Source organism: Streptomyces rimosus (genome assembly GCF_008704655.1).
Classification (GTDB): Bacteria; Actinomycetota; Actinomycetes; order Streptomycetales; family Streptomycetaceae; genus Streptomyces; species Streptomyces rimosus.
This window is the reverse complement of the sequence record NZ_CP023688.1, coordinates 5,335,473-5,353,568: the sequence shown is the minus strand read 5'-3', so window position 1 is coordinate 5,353,568 and position 18,096 is coordinate 5,335,473. Positions and strand designations below refer to the sequence as shown.

The window sequence follows — 18,096 nt, the reverse complement described above, 5'->3', positions numbered from 1 at the left end:
CCCTGGGCTGTTCTCGCATGCGCGGGGCCGGTTTGTCGACCAAGGGTGGGTGAAAGCGGGGCATTGGGGGTGGGGGCGGGGGCTGCAAGGCGACGGCGCACGAGGGGCGAGGGGGCAGGTGGGGCGGGCGGGGTGGTTCCGGCGCGCCACCGCTTGGGTAACCCCCTGCTGGGGGGCCGTGGGCGTTCGATTCGCCCTGTAGTACGCGCGGTTCGGACGTACGGCACGGACGTACGCCACGTACGTACGCCCCAGCCGTACGCCACGAACGCACCCCGCGAACGCACCCCACGTGCGTGCGGCGCCCTCCCCTAAGCCCGCGGATACCGCTCCAGCCACCCCGGCGCCGAGTTCCCCGGCCCGTGGAGCGCCGGGCCCTGCGTCATCTCCATGGCGAAGTCGTCGGCGAGTTGGAGGATCGTGGCGCGGCCCTCCAACTCGGCGAGCCACAGGGGCGGGAGTGCCGTCTCGCCGTGCAGGGTGCCGAGGAGGTTGCCGCAGATCGCGCCGGTGGAGTCGCTGTCGCCGCCGTGGTTGACCGCCAGCAGCAGGCCGTGCCGCACGTCCTCGGCGACCAGGGCGCAGTACACACCGATGGCCAGCGCTTCTTCGGCGGTCCAGCCCTCGCCCAGCGACTCCACGCGGGCGGCCGTGGGCATCCCCTGCCGTACGGCGCCGAGCGCCTGTTTCAGGGCCTCGGCGGTCTCCTCGTGGCCGGGCCGGGTGGCCAGGTGGGCGAGGGATTTCTGCACGGCGCCGTCCAGGTCCTCGCCGCGGGCCAGCGAGTGGGTGATCACCGCGAACGCGCCGGCCGCGAGATAGCCGGTCGGGTGCCCGTGCGTCTGAGCCGCGCACTCGACGGCCAGCTGGAAGACCAACTGCGGCTCCCAGCCCACCAGCAGCCCGAACGGCGCCGACCGCATCACCGCGCCGCACCCCTTGGAGTCGGGGTTCTTCGGCTGCTCCAGCGTTCCCATCGTGTCGTCGCCGAGCCCGGACAGACAGGCCCGGCCGGGCGCCCGCCGCGCGTACAGCCACTCCTCGCGGGCCAGCCACCCGTCGTCCTTCTTGCGCTCGTCGGGGCCCCAGTCGCGCTGGGTGGCGGCCCAGCGCAGATACGCGCGGTGCACATCGGTGGGCGGGTGCCAGGCGCCGGTGTCGCGGCGTACCTGGGCGCGGATCAGGCCGTCGACGGTGAACAGCGTCATCTGGGTGTCGTCGGTGACGGTGCCGCGCCGCCCGAAGGCCGGTACGTAATCCGTGATGCCGTCCTGGCCGTGCGCCTCGCGGATCGCGTCCAGCGAGTCGAACTCGATGCCCGCGCCGAGCGCGTCGCCGATCGCGCCGCCCAGCAGGCAGCCCCGTACCCGGCTGCGGAAGTCCTGCTGTTCGGTACGGCCCCAGATGGCCGCGCCGCCTGCCGCTGCGCTCACGTTCGTTCCCTCCCCGTAGCCGCCCATTCCTTTACGGGGTCCTTACGCTCCCCCTGCCGCAGCACTGTAATCGACCAAGAAAGGCCAAAACCGGGCGAGGAACGTTATGCGAACAGTCACCCTGACGGAGGCTTTTGATCGCTACGGTCCCGATCAGCACAGACGTGCCCCCTGCGTACCGAGGTCATGCGACCGGTGCCCGGTGGGCATGCTCCCCCCATGCCCGAGTTCGAATGGGACCGCACCGCCATGGCCGTCGTCGCCTGTGCCCTGGCCGGTGACAGCGACGGCGCGGTGGAACTGCTCCGTCCGCTCTCCCAGCGCGACGTGTGCCAGATCACCGTCCGACTCGCCGCGATGGCCGCCGACGCGCTCATCTCAGCCGCCGAGGACACCGGCGGCGACCGCGCGGAGGCGCTGGCGCAGTGGCAGCAGTGCATCCTTCAGCATGAGGCGGAGGCGGAGTCGGGGGACGGGTGAGGCCGGGGGGACGGTCACGGTGCATAGATGGCCGCAACTTCGGCCATTCGCTCCAGGAGTACGCGGCGCAGACCGGCCAACTGGTCGGCGCCCGGCGCGTCCAGGTCCCGCCACAGCCCGGCCAGGTCCCGCAGCCCGTACTCCGTCTCGGCCAAGCGCTCCCAGGGCGTACCGTCGCCGAGCAGGTCAGCGACGGCCGCCCGGGCCCCGGTCCAGTCGCCCAGCGCACAGCGGGCGACGACCGCAACGGCAGCCGCCCCGGTCAGGCCCTCCTCATCGCTCGGCAGCAGACCCTCCTGGGCCCCGGCCCGCAGCGTCTCCCAGGCAGGTGCCGCGTCGAGCAACCCGCGTACGGCGCTCGTGAGCAGCGCGGCCTCGTACCGGACCAGCAGCTCTTCCGGCGCGATGGCCCGGGCCGCCTCGACGGCTTCCCGCGCCGCGCCGAACCGTCCGGCCCGGCGCAGACACCCGGCGCGCGCGGCCAGGAAGACGGCCCGTGACACGTCGGGCACGGCGGTCCGGCCGGTGTCCGCGAGGGCCAGGGCCGTGTCGTAGTCGGCGAGGGCTTCTTCCTCCGCTCCCAGCAGTTGATGCGCCTTGGCGCGGCGGGCGGGAGCCCAGGGATTCGCCGTCCCGAGGGCCACCGCCAGACCGAAGTTCGCCACCGCCTCGTCGAGACGGCCCGTGAGCAGGGCGATTCTCCCCCGGGCGGCGGCGGCCCACGCGTACTCCGGGTCGGCCGCCAGCGCACGGTCGAACTCCGCCAGCGCCATCGTGTACTGCCCCATCGCCGCGTAGGTCATCCCCAGCTCGGCCAACGCCCAGGAGTACCCAGGGGTGAGCTCCACGGCACGCCGCAGGCCGGACAGCGACTCCTCGTAGCGGCCCAGGTGACGCAGGCAGACGGCGCGGCTGCCGTGCGCCGGGGCGTGGATCGGGAAGCGCTCCACCACCCGGTCGAACAAGGTCAGCGCCTGCTCATGGCGCCCCATGAGCCGGTTGACCTCGCCGAGCTGGAAGGACGGCGCCGGCTGGTCCGGATCGATGGCCAGAGCCCGGGTGAAGTCCTCGGCTGCCTGCTCGAAGTTTCGCAGGTAGCGGTGGGTGAGCCCGCGGCCGAACCATGCGTCCGCGTCGTCCGGCGCCGCTTCCAGACACCGGTCGAAGTCGGCGAACGCCTGCTCCCAGCGTTCTGCCTTACGGTGCTCACGGCCGCGTATCCGGCATATCGCCACGCGCTCCGCCGCGTCGAGGCCGGGCCCGCCGAGCAGCTTCGTCAGGACCCCGGCGAGGCCGTCCGGCCCGTCGAGGGCTGCCGTCAGCCGCCTGCCCCAGTCGCGTACCTCGGGTGCGTCCCCGTCCTCGCCCGCCTGCCAGATGGTCTCCGCGACCGGGCGTACGGCGGTGGTCTCGTACTCGACGGTGCCTTTCACCTCGGACAGCGCCTCGGCCAGGAAACCCCGCGGGTCGGCGCAGAGTCCGTGGTAGATCTCCCGGAGCCGCAGCTCCCGCCACCGCTCGTCCCGTCGGCACCTGGCCAGGACTCTGCCGCCCGCACACTCCTCCGCCGCCCTCCGCGCCCCCTCCGCCAACCGCCCATGCCGCTCCGCCCAAACCCGCGGCGACCGTCGCCGCTGGAGTCGCAGCATCGCCGTGCGCACCACCTCGTGGTACTGCCACCGGCCGCCGCGCTCGGAGACGAACGGCAGTGTGCGCAGCCACCCGAAGTGGTCGGCGGCCTCCGCGTCCACCGCCTCCCGGTACACGTCCTCGTCCAGATGGCGCGGCAGGGCGGCGGCCAGCGCGGCTTCTCTGCGTACCGGATCGGTCTCCCACTTGAGGAAGCGTTCGACGGCGGTGTCACTGGGGTCGTCGACGGCGTCCGCCGCGCCCGGCCTGCTTCCGGCGAGGGTGGAGACGAGTACGGGGAGGCCGCCGGAGAGGCGCAGGATGGCGTCGACGGTGTCGGGGTCGGTGATGTCCTTGGCCGCCAGGTACCGGCGGGCCTCGGCCTCCGTGAAGGCGTCCAGCGGTACGTCCGTGACGTGTTCCAGATGGTCGGCCCAGCACCGCCGGTCCAGCGCGTCCCGGCCGGACAGGGTGACCATGATGTTCGGGGCGAGCGGCCCGTAGCGGTCGCTGAAGAGGATGTCGCGCAGCCAGGTGTCCAGGAGGGGGCCGGTCGCCTCGTACGTGTCGAAGAAGAGCGCCAGTACGGGTACGGTGTCGGCCGCCTCGCCCAGCTCCCGTACGAAGACCGGCGTCAAGACCTCGACCGGGGACAGCACCAGTTGTACGTCGTCGTGGTTGCGCAGCCGGGCGCCGATCCGGCCGCGGAGCCGGTCGGTGCCGCGGGCGAGCTGGGTGGAGTTCACCGCGCCCGCGAACGGTCCGACGCCCGGGATCAGGCCGAGGCCCGCCACCCCCGCCCTCGCGATGATCATGCTGCCGGGTGACGGCGGCGCCTCGCCGCCCGGTTCGTCCGGCCCCGCGAGCGCCGCCTCCGCCTCGTGCCGCCGCTCCCGGTACGTGGCCAGCAGCTTGTCGAACGACTTCAGCGGGCTGCCCTGGCGGCCCAGCCGGGCGCTGATCCCGGCCATCGCATCGGGGACGCTGTGCACCGACTCGTCGACGTACACGGTCAGCGCGCCCACCTCGCGTGCCATCTGCTCGAACCGCTGCGCCAGGGAGGTCTTTCCGACGCCTCCTTGGCCGTGCAGATGATGCAGGAAGCGGAAGTCCGGATCGGCCGGGTCCCGGGCGAGGTTGGCCCGGAACGCGCTCAGTTCGCCTTCGCGGCCGACGAACCCGTCCCCGCGCCGGGCGCGGATCAGCTCCTGGCGCGAGAGCCGCCTGCGGTCCACCGGTCACCTCCCGGGCCCGCGCTCCCCCGGCGGGCCTCCGGGCGCAACCGTAGCGGGAGACGACCGAGCCCGGGACCTCCCCGTTACTCCTCCAGACCGGGCCTCCGTTACTCCTCCAGGCCGGCCCCCCGTTACTCCACCACCGGCAACAACTCCGGCAGATGCCCGTCCGAGGCCAGCGCCGCCGCCTGGCGCTCCGCCGCCACCGGACCGTACGTCGTCGTGCGGGCGCGCGAGGGGCGGCCCGCCGCGTCCGCGATGGCGATCAGGTCCTGGATGGAGCGGTACGAGCCGTAACTGGAGCCCGCCATCCGGGAGATGGTCTCCTCCATCAGCGTGCCGCCCAGGTCGTTGGCCCCGGAGCGGAGCATCTCGGCGGCGCCTTCCGTGCCCAGCTTCACCCAGCTGGTCTGGATGTTGGTGATGTGCGGGTGGAGCAGGACGCGGGCCATGGCGGTCACCGCGCGGTTGTCGCGGGTGGTCGGGCCGGGGCGGGCGATGCCGGCCAGGTAGACGGGCGCGTTGGTGTGGATGAACGGCAGCGTCACGAACTCCGTGAAACCGCCGGTCTCCTGCTGGATCCCGGCGAGCAGCCGCAGGTGGCCGAGCCAGTGCCGGGGCTGGTCGACATGGCCGTACATCATCGTCGAGGACGAGCGGATGCCCAGCTCGTGGGCGGTCTTGATGACCTCGACCCAGGTGGCGGTGGGCAGCTTGCCCTTGGTCAGCACCCAGCGGACCTCGTCGTCGAGGATCTCGGCGGCGGTGCCGGGGATGGTGTCCAGGCCGGCGGCCTTGGCCTCGCTCAGCCATTCGCGGATGGACAGGCCGGTGCGCGTGGCGCCGTTGACGACCTCCATGGGCGAGAAGGCATGGACGTGCATGCCGGGGACGCGTTCCTTGACGGCGCGCGCGATGTCGAAGTACGCGGTACCGGGCAGGTCGGGGTGGATGCCGCCCTGCATGCACACCTCGACCGCGCCCACGTCCCACGCCTGCTGGGCGCGGTCGGCGACCTGGGAGAGGGACAGGGTGTAGGCGTCGGCGTCCGTACGGCGCTGGGCGAAGGCGCAGAAGCGGCAGCCGGTGTAGCAGACGTTGGTGAAGTTGATGTTGCGGGTGACGATGTACGTGACGTCGTCGCCGACCGTGGCGCGGCGCAGGTCGTCCGCGATGCCGCAGAGCGCGTCGAGCGCCGGGCCGTCGGCGTGCAGCAGGGCGAGCGCCTGGTCGTCGGTGAGCTTGGTGGGGTCGTCGGCGGCCTGGGCCAGGGCGGCGCGGACGTCCGTGTCGATGCGCTCGGGCGCCATGCCGGGCGCGGCGGCCTCGCGCAGCGCCTCCCAGTCGCCGTACACCTCGTCGAAGTCGTCGCGGCGGTCGGCGGTGCGGCCGTCGGTGTCGATGGTGCGGTGCAGGTCCGTACGGCCCGTGGAGCTCATCGAGAAGCCCTCGTCGGGCTCCTGCCAGGGGCGGCCCTCGACCTTCGCGTCCGGGAGGGCCAGCCCGGTCTCGGGGTCGGCCAGCGCACGGACGTGCGGCAGCAGGCGCGGGTCGAGCCAGGGCTCACCGCGCTGTACGTACTCCGGATAGACGGCCAGCCGCTCGCGCAGCTCGAAGCCCGCGGCGGCGGACTTCTCGGCCAGCTCCTCGATCCGGGGCCACGGCCGCTCGGGGTTGACGTGGTCGGGCGTCACCGGGGAGACGCCTCCCCAGTCGTCGATGCCCGCCTCGATGAGCAGCGCGTACTCGGAGTCGACCAGGTTGGGCGGCGCCTGGAGGCAGCCGGCCGGGCCCAGGATGTGCCGGGCGACGGCGACGGTGGCGGCCAGGTCCTCCAGCTCCGCGTCCGGCATGCCGCGCATGGCCGTGTCCGGCTTGGCGCGGAAGTTCTGGACGATGATCTCCTGGATGCCGTGGTACGCGCGCTGCACCTTGCGCAGCGCGAACAGCGACTCGGCGCGCTCCTCGTACGTCTCGCCGATGCCGATGAGCAGCCCGCTCGTGAACGGCACGTTGGAACGCCCGGCGTCCTCCAGGACGCGCAGCCGTACGGCAGGTTCCTTGTCCGGGGAGCCGTGGTGCGGGCCGCCGGGCTCGCTCCACAGGCGCTCGGCGGTGGTCTCCAGCATCATGCCCATGGAGGGGGCGACGGGCTTGAGGGTCTGGAAGTCCGTCCAGGACAGCACGCCCGGGTTCAGGTGGGGCAGCAGCCCCGTCTCCTCCAGGATGCGGATGGCGATGGAGCGTACGTAGGCGATCGTGGAGTCGTACCCCTCGGCCTCCAGCCACTCGCGCGCCTCCGGCCAGCGGTCCTCCGGCTTGTCGCCGAGCGTGATCAGCGCTTCCTTGCAGCCCAGTTCGGCACCGCGGCGGGCGATGTCCAGCACCTCGTCCGGCGACATGAACATGCCGTGCCCGGCGCGGCGCAGCTTGCCGGGCACGGTCACGAACGTGCAGTAGTGGCACTTGTCCCGGCACAGCCGCGTGAGCGGGATGAACACGCTTTTGGAGTACGTGATGACACCGGGGCGCCCGGCGGCCTCCAGCCCGGCGTCGCGCACCCGGGCCGCGGAGGCGCACAGATCCCGCAGGTCGTCGCCGCGCGCCTGGAGCAGCACCGCCGCCTCACCGACATCGAGCGCGACGCCGTCGCGGGCGCGCTTGAGGGCGCGGCGCATGGCGTTGGCGGTGGGGGCGGTGACGGGAGGTGTGGTGTCGGCGGGGACTGCCACCGGGTCCGTCCCCTGCCCGGGTACCTGCGCGCTGCTAGTCATCCAACGAGCATACGAGCGACCACCGACAGTGCCGCCGACCGATGCCCCCGGGTCGGTGTGCCACTGATCACGTAAGACGGAGGTTCCCTCCGGGGGCGGGGCGGGCAGCCTGGGCGGGAGGAGTGCGCCGAAGGGTCGGCCGTCCCTACATGCCTCTCCGCCCCCACGCATGCTGCGCGCCCTACAAATACTGCGCGAACTCGTCCAACGCCCGCAGCACCTCCGCCTCCCCCGCCGCCGGCAGCCCCACGACGGCCTCCTCCACTCCCAGGTCCCGCAGCCGCGCCAGCTTCCCGGCCGACGGCTGCACCGAGTACGGCACCACCGCCGGCTCGCCGTCCCGGCCGGCCTCCGCCCACGCCCGCCGCAGCTCCGGCAGCGCCTCGCTCAAGCCCCCGCCGCCGATCGGCAGCCAGCCGTCCGCGAACTCCGCCACGCTCGCGAAGAGCCGGGGCCCGGCCGCGCCGCCGAGCAGCGTGCGCGGCGCGCCCTTGACCGGCTTCGGGTGCGCCAGGCTGGCCCGTACGGACGCGAACCGGCCCTCGTACGAGGTCGGCTCATCCGCCCACAGGGCGCGCATCACCCGCATCCGGTCCCGTACCAGCGCGCGCCGCTTCGACCAGTCGACCCCGTGGTCGGCCGCCTCCTCCACGTTCCAGCCGTAGCCGACGCCGAGCGTGAAGCGCCCGCCGGAGAGGAAGTCCAGGGTGGCGATCTGCTTGGCCAGGGTGATCGGGTCGTGCTGGGCCACGAGGGTGACGCCGGTGGCGACCGTCAGCCGCTCGGTGACGGCGGCGGCCTGCCCGAGTGCCACGAACGGGTCGAGGGTGCGCCCGTATTCCCGGGGCAGCGGCTCGCCCATGGGGGCGGGCGTGTCGCGCGTGGCCGGAATGTGCGTGTGCTCGGGGAGGTAGAGCCCGGCGAAACCGCGCTGCTCCAGTTCCCGGGCCAGCCGGTCCGGCCGGATCGTTTCATCGGTCAGGAAGATGGTGGTCGAGATCCGCATGCTGGGCGTCCCTCCCGCGGTCGGCAGTGCCCCTTTCCTACCGCTGAGGACGGGCAGCGTCCATGAGGCGCCCGCGGGGCGCCCGGGGAACCCGCCGCGCTCCCCGCCGCCACACGAGAGCGTCCCCGCCCCGCCCCCTTCCCTTGTCCGCCCGTTCACGCCTCAATACGAAGGTCTACGAAGGCTCACGCATGTCTCCGTACGCCGGTTCCGCCACGCCTACCCGGGAGCGATGCCTCATGTGCGACGACGACAGAACCAGCGGCCCGTTCGGACGCCGCGCGCTCCTGGTGACGGGAGCCGCCGCGGCGCTTACGTTGAACGGTGTGAACTTCGCGGCAGCCGACGGCGGGCCCGCCCAGGGTGGGGCCCATGGCGGGTCCCCGAGCGGGGCCCGGACCGGCGCCCGCACCACCGGCGAGGAAACCCGCAAGGTCACCGGCCACCTCCCCGTCGGCGCCCCCGACTACGTCTACCTCCCCGTGGAAGTCCCGCCCGGCGTACGCGAGATCGCCGTCTCGTACACCTACGACCGCCCCACCACCCCGCCCGGCACCGCGGGCAACGCCTGCGACATCGGGATCTTCGACGAACGCGGTACGGAACTGGGCGGGCGCGGCTTCCGCGGCTGGTCGGGCGGCGCGCGTACGGAGTTCTTCCTCCGCGCCGACGACGCCACGCCCGGCTACCTCCCCGGGCCGGTCAACCCCGGTACGTGGCACATCGCCCTCGGCCCGTACACCGTCGCCCCACAAGGTCTCGCCTACGAAGTCACCATCACCCTCCGCTACGGCGCTCCAGGCACTCCACCTGCCCCCACCTACCCACCCCAACGCGCCAAGGGCCGCGGCCGTTCCTGGTACCGGGGCGACAGCCACCTCCACTCCGTCCACTCCGACGGCAAGCGCACCCCCGCCCAGATCGCCGCCCTCGCCCGCGCCGCCGGCCTGGACTTCATCACCACCACCGAACACAACACCACCTCTTCGCACCGGGCGTGGGAAGGGCTCTGGGGCGACGACCTCCTCATCCTCACCGGCGAGGAAGTCACCACCCGCAACGGCCACGTGGTGGCGATGGGCACCGATCCCGGCGTCTTCATCGACTGGCGCTACCGGGCCCGCGACGACGCCTTCCCCCGTTTCGCCCGCCGCATCCGCCGCGCGGGCGGCCTGGTCATCCCGGCCCATCCGCACGCCACCTGCATCGGCTGCAACTGGAAGTTCGCCTACGAGGAGGCCGACGCGGTCGAGGTCTGGAACGGCCCCTTCACCCTGGACGACGAGGTGGCCATCGCCGAATGGGACAACGCGCTGGTGGCGTACACGCAGGGCCGGGGCCGCTTCCTCCCGGCCGTGGGCCACAGCGACGCCCACCGCGACCCGGACGTCATCGGCCTCCCCCAGACCGTCGTCCTCGCCGACACCCTCTCCCGCGAAGCGATCCTCACGGGCATCCGCGCAGGCCGCACCTACCTGGCCGAATCCTCCGCCCTGACCCTCGCCCTCACCGCCACCGGCCCCAAGGCCGAACACGCCACGATCGGCGACCGCCTCCCCGTACACGACTCCGCCGAGGCCACCATCAACCTCACCGTCACCGGCGCCCCCTCCGGCTGCACAGCCCGCATCCTCACCGACCAAGGCCAACTCTTCGCCACCCCCCTCCCCACATCCGGCCCGGTCACCTGGCACACGACCCCGGCGAACGCCACGTACGTACGCGCGGAGGTCCGCCATCCGCCCACGACACCGGGCGTGCCGGGTCCGATGGCGGCCATGACCAATCCGATCTTTTTGGGGCACATCTGACACAAAACGGCCCGCCACGCGGCGTGCGCGGCGGGCCGTAGAAGCCACCTACCCAAGGCCACCGAACCGGCCCGTGGCCACGGCGGCAACGAACGCGGACAACGGCCCGCGACTGAACAACAACGCCGCTCCGTTCGGGTCCTTACTGTCCCGCACGGCCACCGTCCCGGTGTCGACTATGGCGCACTCGACGCACTGCGCTCCGCTGTCGCTGTACGTGGACTTCCACCACGTCACGGGAAGTGCGGAGGCGTCCTCAGCGTGGTTCATGTGTTCTTCCTTATCTCTGTGATCAAGTCCGCTGACGATCCGACCGGGAGCGCGGCAGAAGTAAGCCGTTGCCAGGCTTCTCGGTGAGCAGCGACCTTGTCGGGTTCCTCGACGTACAGGGCCGAGGTCAGCCCCTCGGCATGTACGACATCGAGATCAACGTGTGGGCCGAATCCCAGCACCGAAAAGCTGCCCATCTGTCCGACATGCAACATCGCGTCGGCGGGCAACACCTGAACGTTCACATTCGGCCGCTTACCCATAGCGAGCAGTCGGCCCAGTTGCTCGTACATCATGCCTTCGACCTCGGAGGTCGACCGCAGGGCTTGCTCGGAGATGATGGCCCAGAGAGCGAGCGGTTCTTCGCGAGTGAGCACCACCTGACGGGCGAGGCGTACCTCGACCAGAGCATCGACACGTGCCTCGACGGCCTCGGACATTGCCGTCGCGCGGATGATCTCGCGGGCGTACTCACCGGTCTGGAGCAAGCCAGGAATCACACCCAACTGCCACGACGACACCGTGTCGGCCTCGGCCTCAAGGCTGATCAAGTCTTCGTACACCGGCGTCAGAACACCCCGATACGAGTGCCACCAGCCACGCTGACCCCCCTCCTTCGTGAGCGTCAACAATGCGGCTCGAAGCTCCTCGCTCACTTCACGGCCAATCTCGGCGTACAGATCCAACAGCGCCTCGACATCTTTGGCCTTGGCCGCCGTCTTGGCCGTTTCGATCCGGGAGACCTTCGAGGAGACGAACCGGCCGTTGGACTTCTCGGCGAGTTGGTCGAGAGTGAGGTCACCCCTCAGGGCGCGTAGCTTCGCACCGAGGCGCCGACGGCGCACAGTGGGTGCGCTCACATCTTCCCCCTCCTGTCCGGTGTCTGCCCGACAGTCTGCCGTGCTCCGTCATCGGCTGTCACCAACGCACTTCGCACGGGACGCCCGCCTCCCACGTACGAGTGCAATTTTGCATCTACCTTCGCGCAGCCTTGCTGAGCGTAGCGAACCAGGAGCACTCTGTGTGGCGCAATGCGATCGCGTCATCAGCGCGCGGCCAACCAGCTTGGCCGCCATAGCGCTTTCCCGTAAGGGGACTTGCATGATCGAACGACGGTGGGCGATTCAACCCGCCAGCAAAACACCAGTCATTGGCCCTCCGCCCATTGTGGTGCTGGCCGCTGAGCCACAATCGGCCGCAGCTGCACGTCAGTTCGTACGTGCGTACGTCGGCTACCACGTAGCGGTCGCAACCGCGGACCACATTCACCGGGTCACCCTCGTGACGTCGGAGCTGGTCACCAATTCCATCCGCTACGGCACCGAGCCGGGTGACTCCCTGCGCCTCGTGCTCGACGCGGACGACGGCCGTACGCGCGTCGAGGTACACGATCCTGTGCGCCGACGCCCACGCATGAGGCCCGACTCCGAAGAACGCGGCCGGGGGCGGGGTCTGCTCGTCCTCGACGCCCTGTGCCCCGGCAGGTGGGGTGTAGACGACATCCCGCTCGGCAAATCCGTATGGGCGGAGGTGGACGCGTGATCAGGCCCGACACCACAACGCCACCCGGCCCCGGATTCGTCGCCGGCGTCCGCCTCGCGACCGGTCTGCACCACGCCCCGACGCACAGCGTCGCCCAACTGCTCGTCTCCCATGTGCCGCCCCGGCTCACGCACGAGAGCGACGAGCACATCCGATCCGGCATGGAATCGCTCGCCGTCTCGCTCCGGCTGGGGCCGGTCACCGAGCATCCGCCCATGATCGGCCACCGCGTCCGGGTACGGCGCGGTCTGCCGTGGCTCGACTACGGGGACGACTCGTACCGCCTGTGCGTGCCCGCCGCCCCGTCCTGGGTTCGCATGGTGGCCACTGGTACGCCCGTCCGCATCCTGGTCATGTTCGAGCCCTTGTCGGCCGGGGCAGACCAGAACGACATGGACGCGCACGTACGAAGCGGCTACCTCCGCGGGTCGATGCGTTGGGGCTCGACGTACCACGTCTGACCTGCACACACGCCGAGAAGCACCCCACAGCCAGGAGCCCTGTATGAGCACGCCCGGAGCCACCCCCGACCCCGCCCCAGGACGGCGGACCCTCCACCCCGCCTCCTACATCGCCCCCGCCGCCCCCGGCCACCCCTACCGCTGGCTCACCGAGGTGCCGCGGCCCGGGGAGCGGGCGCGCAGTCGGCTGCTGGAGGTGGGCGAAGTGGTGCCGCCCGTCAATGTGGCCGAAGGGTTGGGGCTGGCGGAAGACGGGATGGCGGTGCTGCGGCGACAGGTGCTGAGCATCGATGACGAGCCCGTGGAGCTCGTCGCGTCGTACTACCCAGTGGAGATCGCCCGTGGCACGGCGATCACGGAGTTCCGCAGGATCAGGGGTGGTACGCCCACGCTGCTCGCCGGGCTGGGCCACCCGCCCGTACGCAGCGTGGACCGGGTGTCCGCACGCGTTCCCACCCAGGAGGAGAACGCGGCGCTCCGGCTGCCGGGCGATCTGCCCGTGCTGCACACGCTGCGCGTGGTGTACGGCGAGGGAGACCGGCCCATCGAGGTCAGCGTCATGGCGAAGGCCGGGCACCTTTACGAGTTGCAGTATGAGTTCGGAGCCGGGCAACAGCCTTAGGCTTGCCATACCGGCAATGAAGCTTGCCGAAGCGTACAGCCCGGGCGCACTGTCGGCCTCCCATGAAGGAGGTAGTGCGCATGAGCGTGGAAGAGAAGCAGAGCGCCAAGAACGCCCGCTCCTACGACGTCGTCGTGATCGGCGGTGGTGCGGCAGGGCTGTCCGGGGCCTTGATGCTGGGGCGGGCGCGGCGGTCCGTGTTGGTGGTGGATGCCGGGCGGCCGCGTAATGCGCCGGCGGCTGCATCGCACAACTACCTGACGCGGGACGGGGTGTCGCCCGGCGAGCTGCTGGCCGAGGGGCGCGCCGAAGTGCAGCGGTACGGCGGCGAGGTCGTCGCGGACGAGGTGGTGGCGGCCGAGGCGGTGGGTGAGGGCCTGTTCCGTGTGACGCTCGGCAGTGGGGCGAGTGTGGAGGCGCGGCGGCTGCTCCTCGCGTCGGGGATGGTTGACGAGCTGCCCGACGTTCCCGGCCTCGCCGAGCGGTGGGGGCGGGACGTTCTGCACTGCCCGTACTGCCACGGCTACGAGGTCCGCGACCAGGCGATCGGCGTGCTGTCCACCGGGCCGGTGGCCATGCGGCAGGCGCTGCTGTGGCGGCAGTGGAGCGAGGACGTTCGGCTCTTCCTGCATACGGGGCCGGAGCCGTCCGATGAGGAGTATGAGCAGCTCACCGCGCGTGGCATTGCTGTGGTGGATGGCGAGGTGACCGGATTGGAGGTCGCCGGTCGGGCAGAGGGTGGCGACGACCGGATTTCGGGGGTCGAGCTGGCCGGTGGGGCGGTGGTGCCCTGCCGGGCCCTCGTCATCGCGCCGCGGTTCGACGTACGGGCCAAGGTGGTCGAGAGCCTGGGGCTGGAGGTGGCGGAGATGGTCGTGGGGGACGGGGCTGTGCTGGGGAGCTACGTGGCGGCCCGGCCCGGTGGCGCGACGAGCGTGCCCGGCGTGTGGGCGGCGGGCAACGCTGCCGACCCGATGGCCACGGTCAGCGCCGCAGCGGCCATGGGCGTACGAGCGGCTGGGGAGATCAACTTCGATCTGGTCGAGGAGGAGACCCGGCGGGCGGTGCGGGAGCGGCGGGCGGCTTGACGGGGCTGCCGGGCTCCCGGGCTGCCGGGCTTCAGCCCCGTATGACGGCGCCCGGCCCCAGCACCACCCCGCCCCGCCCGGGGAAGCGCTCAACGACTGAGGAGGAAGCAATGGTGGACGGCAACGAACCGCACGGCACCGTCTCCGACGGATTCCAGTCGGTACGGGACGAATTCGCCGCGGTAGCGGCCGCGGAAGGCGGCGGATTCGCCGCGCAGTTGGTCGCGTACCGGCACGGCGAACGGGTCGTGGACCTGTGGACCGGCCCGGAGATCACCGGCGATTCACTGCTCGGCGTGTACTCCGCGAGCAAAGGCGCCGCGCACCTGGTCGTCGCCCTGCTCGTCCAGGAGGGCGTGCTGGAGTTGGACCAGAAGGTCAGCCACTACTGGCCGGCGTTCGGCGTGGCGGGCAAGCGGGACGTCACCCTGCGGGAACTGCTGTCGCACCGCGCCGGACTGGTCGGTGCGGACGGCGGATTCACGCTCGACGAGCTGGCCGATGACCGGATCGTCGCCGAACGCCTCGCCGGGCAGCGCCCGTACTGGCGGCCGGGCAGCGCGTTCGGCTACCACGCGCTGGTCATCGCCGCACTGACTGGCGAGGTGGTACGCCGCGCCACCGGCCGTACCCTCCGGACGCACTTCGCCGAACGCATCCGTGACCCGTACGCCGTGGACTTCCACCTCGGGCTGCCGGACGGCCAGGAGCCCCGCTACCTGAGCGCGCAGCCGATGCTGCCGACCCCGGAGCGGCCGGCCGAGCCGGCCGCGCGCGCGACCGGCCCGAACTCCCTGCCCGGCATCGCGTTCAACCGCCACCACCCGGGCAACCCGGAGCTGTGGCAGCTGCCGAACTTCCGCACCGTCCGGGCCGCCGGGCCCGCCTCGTTCGGCGGCGTGGCATCGGCGCGCGGGATGGCCCGGATGTACGCGGTGGCGATCGGTTCGGCGGGCGGCGCCGCGCCGCTGCTGAAGCCGGACACCGCCGCCGAGTTCGCGCAGGTCCACTCCCTCGGCCATGACCTGGTCACCCGTGAGCACAAGGCGGTCGGGCTCGGCTTCCACGCCACGTCCGAGGTGTATCCCGTGCTGGGGCAGGGCGCGTTCGGGCACAGCGGCGCGGGCGGCCAGCAGGCGTTCGCCGACCCGCGCAACGGCCTGGCGTACGGCTACAGCCGACGCCGGTTCCCGTTCCCCAACGGCCCCGGCCCGGAGAACGACCGCCTGATCCGCGCGCTGTACGCGGCGGCCGACGCGCACCGATAGGCCGGGGCAGGTCAGGTCACGGGTCGCGCGTCCTTGAGGCCCCGCTCAGCGGGCGAGGACGCCGGTCAGTGATGGCTCTGCCACCACAGCACCAACGACGTCACGCCCGTGCTGCCCACCGCATAAGCGGCGCCTCGTGCGGCCTGGGACAGAAACGGGCGCAGCCCCCGGCACCACACAGGTAACCGGCCGCTTCGCGTTCCCGGTCCGGGCTTGCCCCGGCCCTCCACGGGCCCCGTAGACTCGCTCATGGGTGCGGCTTCCTTCCGTTGGACGGCACCTCTGAGAGAGCCCCACCAGGCCGACGGTTGCGAGCCACTGGGCCCGGTGCGGGCTCTCTTTCCTGTGCAAAAGCCTGGCACATGGCGCCGGGGGACCGTCATGAGCCGTATCTGTACAAAAGGCCTTGTCCAACCAGTACTTGCTGTACTTGGCCGCATGGTGTTCAGGGCGTGGGAACGGCTTCCGCGGAGCTTCCCACCTATCGGTCTGACGCACTGCAATGCAGTGGCCAATGCTCCCGGTGCGGTGCTGGCGGGCTCTCTCCGGCCTGCCGCGACGGTCGGCGGGAGTCGCCACGTACTCCTTGCAGACCAGGTTCATGACGGGGGCTGCGCGAGCCACCGTCGTGGAGCACCGTGCCGTTCCAGTCCCGGACGGCGTGCGTGCCGACGGCACACTCAGCGCAAGCGCCCCTGTTCCTCACTCCTCCACCACCAACACCGGCGTCCCCCTCCCCAGCACCTCCCCCCGGAAGAACGCCGGGCTCCGCCGCCGCATCACCAGCATCAGTACGAAGCCGAGCAGCAGCAGGCCGACGCCGATGACGAAGACCGAGCCGATGCCGAGGACGGAGCTGCCGGAGCCGTAGGCCGGGTTCCACATGTCGAGGAGGGTCTTGGTGAAGACGGCGGTGAGGAGCACGCCGCCGAGGAGCGGGAAGACGCCCTTGAAGAGCAGGTCGCGGGCGGAGCGGCGGAGTTCGCGGCGGAAGTACCAGGCGCAGGCGAAGGCCGTGATCGCGTAGTAGAAGCAGATCATGAGGCCGAGGGCGTAGATGGTGTCGACGAGGACGTTCTGCGAGAGGAACGACATGCCCGCGTAGAAGACGCCGGTGGCGATGCCCGCCGCGACGGTGGCGCGGGCCGGTGAGCGAAAGCGCGGGTGGACGCGGGCGAAGGACGGGGGCAGGGCCTCGTAGGCGCTCATCGCCAGGACCGTGCGGGCCACCGGGATGAAGGTGGTCTGGAGGCTGGCGGCGGCGGAGGCGAGGACCGCGACGAAGAGGAGTACGCCGAGGACCGGGCCCATCACCGGGTGGGCGAGGGCGGCGAAGACGTTGTCGGCGGTGTCGGGGTTGCCGAGTCCGGGGCCCTTCGTGCCGACGCCGGAGAACATCTGGGCGGCCACGGCGGTCAGCAGGTACGAGCCGATGAGGACGACCATGGCGAGGAGGGCCGCGCGGCCGGGGGTCCTGGCGCTGCCCGCGGTCTCCTCGTTGACGGTCAGGCAGGCGTCCCAGCCCCAGAACATGAAGATCGAGAGGGACAGGCCCGCGGTGAAGGCGGAGAAGGACTGGACGGCGAAGGGGTTCAGCCAGGTGAGGGAGAAGTGGAGGGAGCCGGGGAGGTCGCCGGAGCCCGCTTTGGTGAAGGCCAGGGCCACGAAGACGGCGAGTACGGCGAGTTGGAGACCGACCAGAGCGTACTGGACGCCCTTGGTGGCGGTCATGCCGCGGTAGCTGACGGCCGTGGCGAGGGCGATGAAGGCCAGGCACGTCAGGACGTGGACGGTCTTGTCGCCGTCCAGCGCGGCGATGGCGTCGCTGCCGGTGAGTTCGCCGAGCAGCAGCCAGAAGAAGGAGGTGGCGACGCCGGCGAGGTTGGAGAGGACGATGATCGTGGCGATCACCAGACCCCAGCCGCACATCCAGCCGATGCGGGGCCCGAACGCCTTCACCGACCAGGTGAAGGAGGTGCCGCAGTCGGGGACGGCCTTGTTCAGCTCGCGGTAGGCGAAGGCGACCAGCAGCATCGGCAGGAAGCCCGCGAGGAAGACGGCCGGCATCTGGAGGCCGACCTCGCCGACGGTGGGCCCGAGCGTCGAGGTCAGGCAGTAGACGGGCGCGACGGTCGAGACGCCGATGACGGCGCTGCCGAGCAGGCCGACGGAGTTGCCGCTCAGGCCCTTGCCGCGGGTCGCACCGGCGCCGTCACCGGCCGCGCCGCCGGCCCTCGTTACCGTGTCTCCGGCCGGGAGCCGGGGGTCTACCTGAACCATGAACAGGACGTTAAGGGCTGCTGTTTCCGCATCCTGGGGCCGAAGATCCACCCCTGAGCGGCACCGAATTCCTCGCTTCGGGAGGCGCGAAACGTTTACCTGTCGGGGTTTGCAAGGCGAGCGGCGCGTTACGAGCGGTAACTTGAAGGCCATACCGTCGAGTTCCGGACTGCGAGAACCGCAGCCCCGCCCGTTTC

The 18,096-nt window shown here is 71.5% G+C and carries 13 protein-coding genes and 1 pseudogene; 7 read left to right on the top strand and 7 right to left on the bottom strand.

Annotated features, from left to right (window positions below; translation table 11 throughout):
- Nucleotides 1-311: 311 nt before the first annotated feature.
- Nucleotides 312-1,460: an ADP-ribosylglycohydrolase family protein gene (locus CP984_RS22955; protein ID WP_003981634.1), complete on the bottom strand. Its 1,149-nt coding sequence runs from the start codon at nt 1,458-1,460 to the stop codon at nt 312-314.
- 192 nt (nt 1,461-1,652) lie between these two features.
- On the opposite strand from CP984_RS22955, the gene CP984_RS22950 reads away from it, so the two are divergent.
- Complete coding sequence (locus CP984_RS22950) at nt 1,653-1,913, top strand: hypothetical protein (protein WP_003981635.1); 261 nt, start codon at nt 1,653-1,655, stop codon at nt 1,911-1,913.
- Nucleotides 1,914-1,927: 14 nt separating this feature from the next.
- Here CP984_RS22950 and CP984_RS22945 read toward each other — a convergent pair whose 3' ends face one another.
- The 3 genes from CP984_RS22945 to CP984_RS22935 form a co-directional block, all read right to left on the bottom strand.
- Nucleotides 1,928-4,777 (bottom strand): tetratricopeptide repeat protein, encoded by a 2,850-nt coding sequence (locus tag CP984_RS22945; protein ID WP_003981636.1) that lies wholly within the window; start codon nt 4,775-4,777, stop codon nt 1,928-1,930.
- 131 nt (nt 4,778-4,908) lie between these two features.
- Nucleotides 4,909-7,551, bottom strand: a complete 2,643-nt coding sequence (locus CP984_RS22940; protein ID WP_202480188.1) for a bifunctional FO biosynthesis protein CofGH — start codon at nt 7,549-7,551, stop codon at nt 4,909-4,911.
- A 181-nt stretch (nt 7,552-7,732) separates the two neighbouring features.
- On the bottom strand, nt 7,733-8,557 hold the full coding sequence (locus tag CP984_RS22935; RefSeq protein ID WP_003981638.1) for an LLM class F420-dependent oxidoreductase: 825 nt from the start codon (nt 8,555-8,557) through the stop codon (nt 7,733-7,735).
- A 239-nt stretch (nt 8,558-8,796) separates the two neighbouring features.
- On the opposite strand from CP984_RS22935, the gene CP984_RS22930 reads away from it, so the two are divergent.
- Entirely contained in the window at nt 8,797-10,368 is a 1,572-nt protein-coding gene (locus tag CP984_RS22930) for a CehA/McbA family metallohydrolase (protein WP_003981639.1), read from the top strand.
- 48 nt (nt 10,369-10,416) lie between these two features.
- Here CP984_RS22930 and CP984_RS22925 read toward each other — a convergent pair whose 3' ends face one another.
- Together CP984_RS22925 and CP984_RS22920 are read right to left on the bottom strand one after the other, a co-directional pair.
- A complete protein-coding gene (locus CP984_RS22925; RefSeq protein ID WP_003981640.1) occupies nt 10,417-10,638 on the bottom strand; it encodes a DUF397 domain-containing protein in 222 nt (73 codons plus the stop codon).
- Nucleotides 10,635-11,498, bottom strand: coding sequence for a helix-turn-helix domain-containing protein (locus CP984_RS22920; RefSeq protein WP_030182606.1), 864 nt, complete (start codon nt 11,496-11,498; stop codon nt 10,635-10,637). The genes CP984_RS22925 and CP984_RS22920 overlap by 4 nt, the downstream gene beginning before the upstream one ends.
- Before the next feature lie 241 nt (nt 11,499-11,739).
- Here CP984_RS22920 and CP984_RS22915 point away from each other — a divergent pair, with 241 nt between their 5' ends.
- From CP984_RS22915 to CP984_RS22895, 5 genes and pseudogenes are all read left to right on the top strand, one after another.
- Nucleotides 11,740-12,180 carry an ATP-binding protein gene (locus tag CP984_RS22915; protein WP_030182608.1) on the top strand — a complete coding sequence of 147 codons (441 nt, stop codon included), beginning with the start codon at nt 11,740-11,742 and terminating at the stop codon, nt 12,178-12,180.
- Nucleotides 12,177-12,641, top strand: a complete 465-nt coding sequence (locus CP984_RS22910; protein ID WP_003981643.1) for a hypothetical protein — start codon at nt 12,177-12,179, stop codon at nt 12,639-12,641. The genes CP984_RS22915 and CP984_RS22910 overlap by 4 nt, the downstream gene beginning before the upstream one ends.
- Before the next feature lie 82 nt (nt 12,642-12,723).
- Nucleotides 12,724-13,263 (top strand): annotated as a pseudogene (locus CP984_RS22905) (GntR family transcriptional regulator); the annotation flags it as partial.
- 80 nt (nt 13,264-13,343) lie between these two features.
- Nucleotides 13,344-14,351, top strand: a complete 1,008-nt coding sequence (locus tag CP984_RS22900; RefSeq protein WP_003981645.1) for an NAD(P)/FAD-dependent oxidoreductase — start codon at nt 13,344-13,346, stop codon at nt 14,349-14,351.
- Between the two features lie 110 nt (nt 14,352-14,461).
- The gene (locus tag CP984_RS22895) at nt 14,462-15,619 is read left to right on the top strand and encodes a serine hydrolase domain-containing protein (protein WP_003981646.1); all 1,158 of its coding nucleotides are present in this window, start codon (nt 14,462-14,464) and stop codon (nt 15,617-15,619) included.
- Nucleotides 15,620-16,321: 702 nt separating this feature from the next.
- Here the strand turns inward: CP984_RS22895 and CP984_RS22890 are convergent.
- Complete coding sequence (locus tag CP984_RS22890) at nt 16,322-17,899, bottom strand: APC family permease (protein ID WP_003981647.1); 1,578 nt, start codon at nt 17,897-17,899, stop codon at nt 16,322-16,324.
- Between the last annotated feature and the right edge of the window lie 197 nt (nt 17,900-18,096).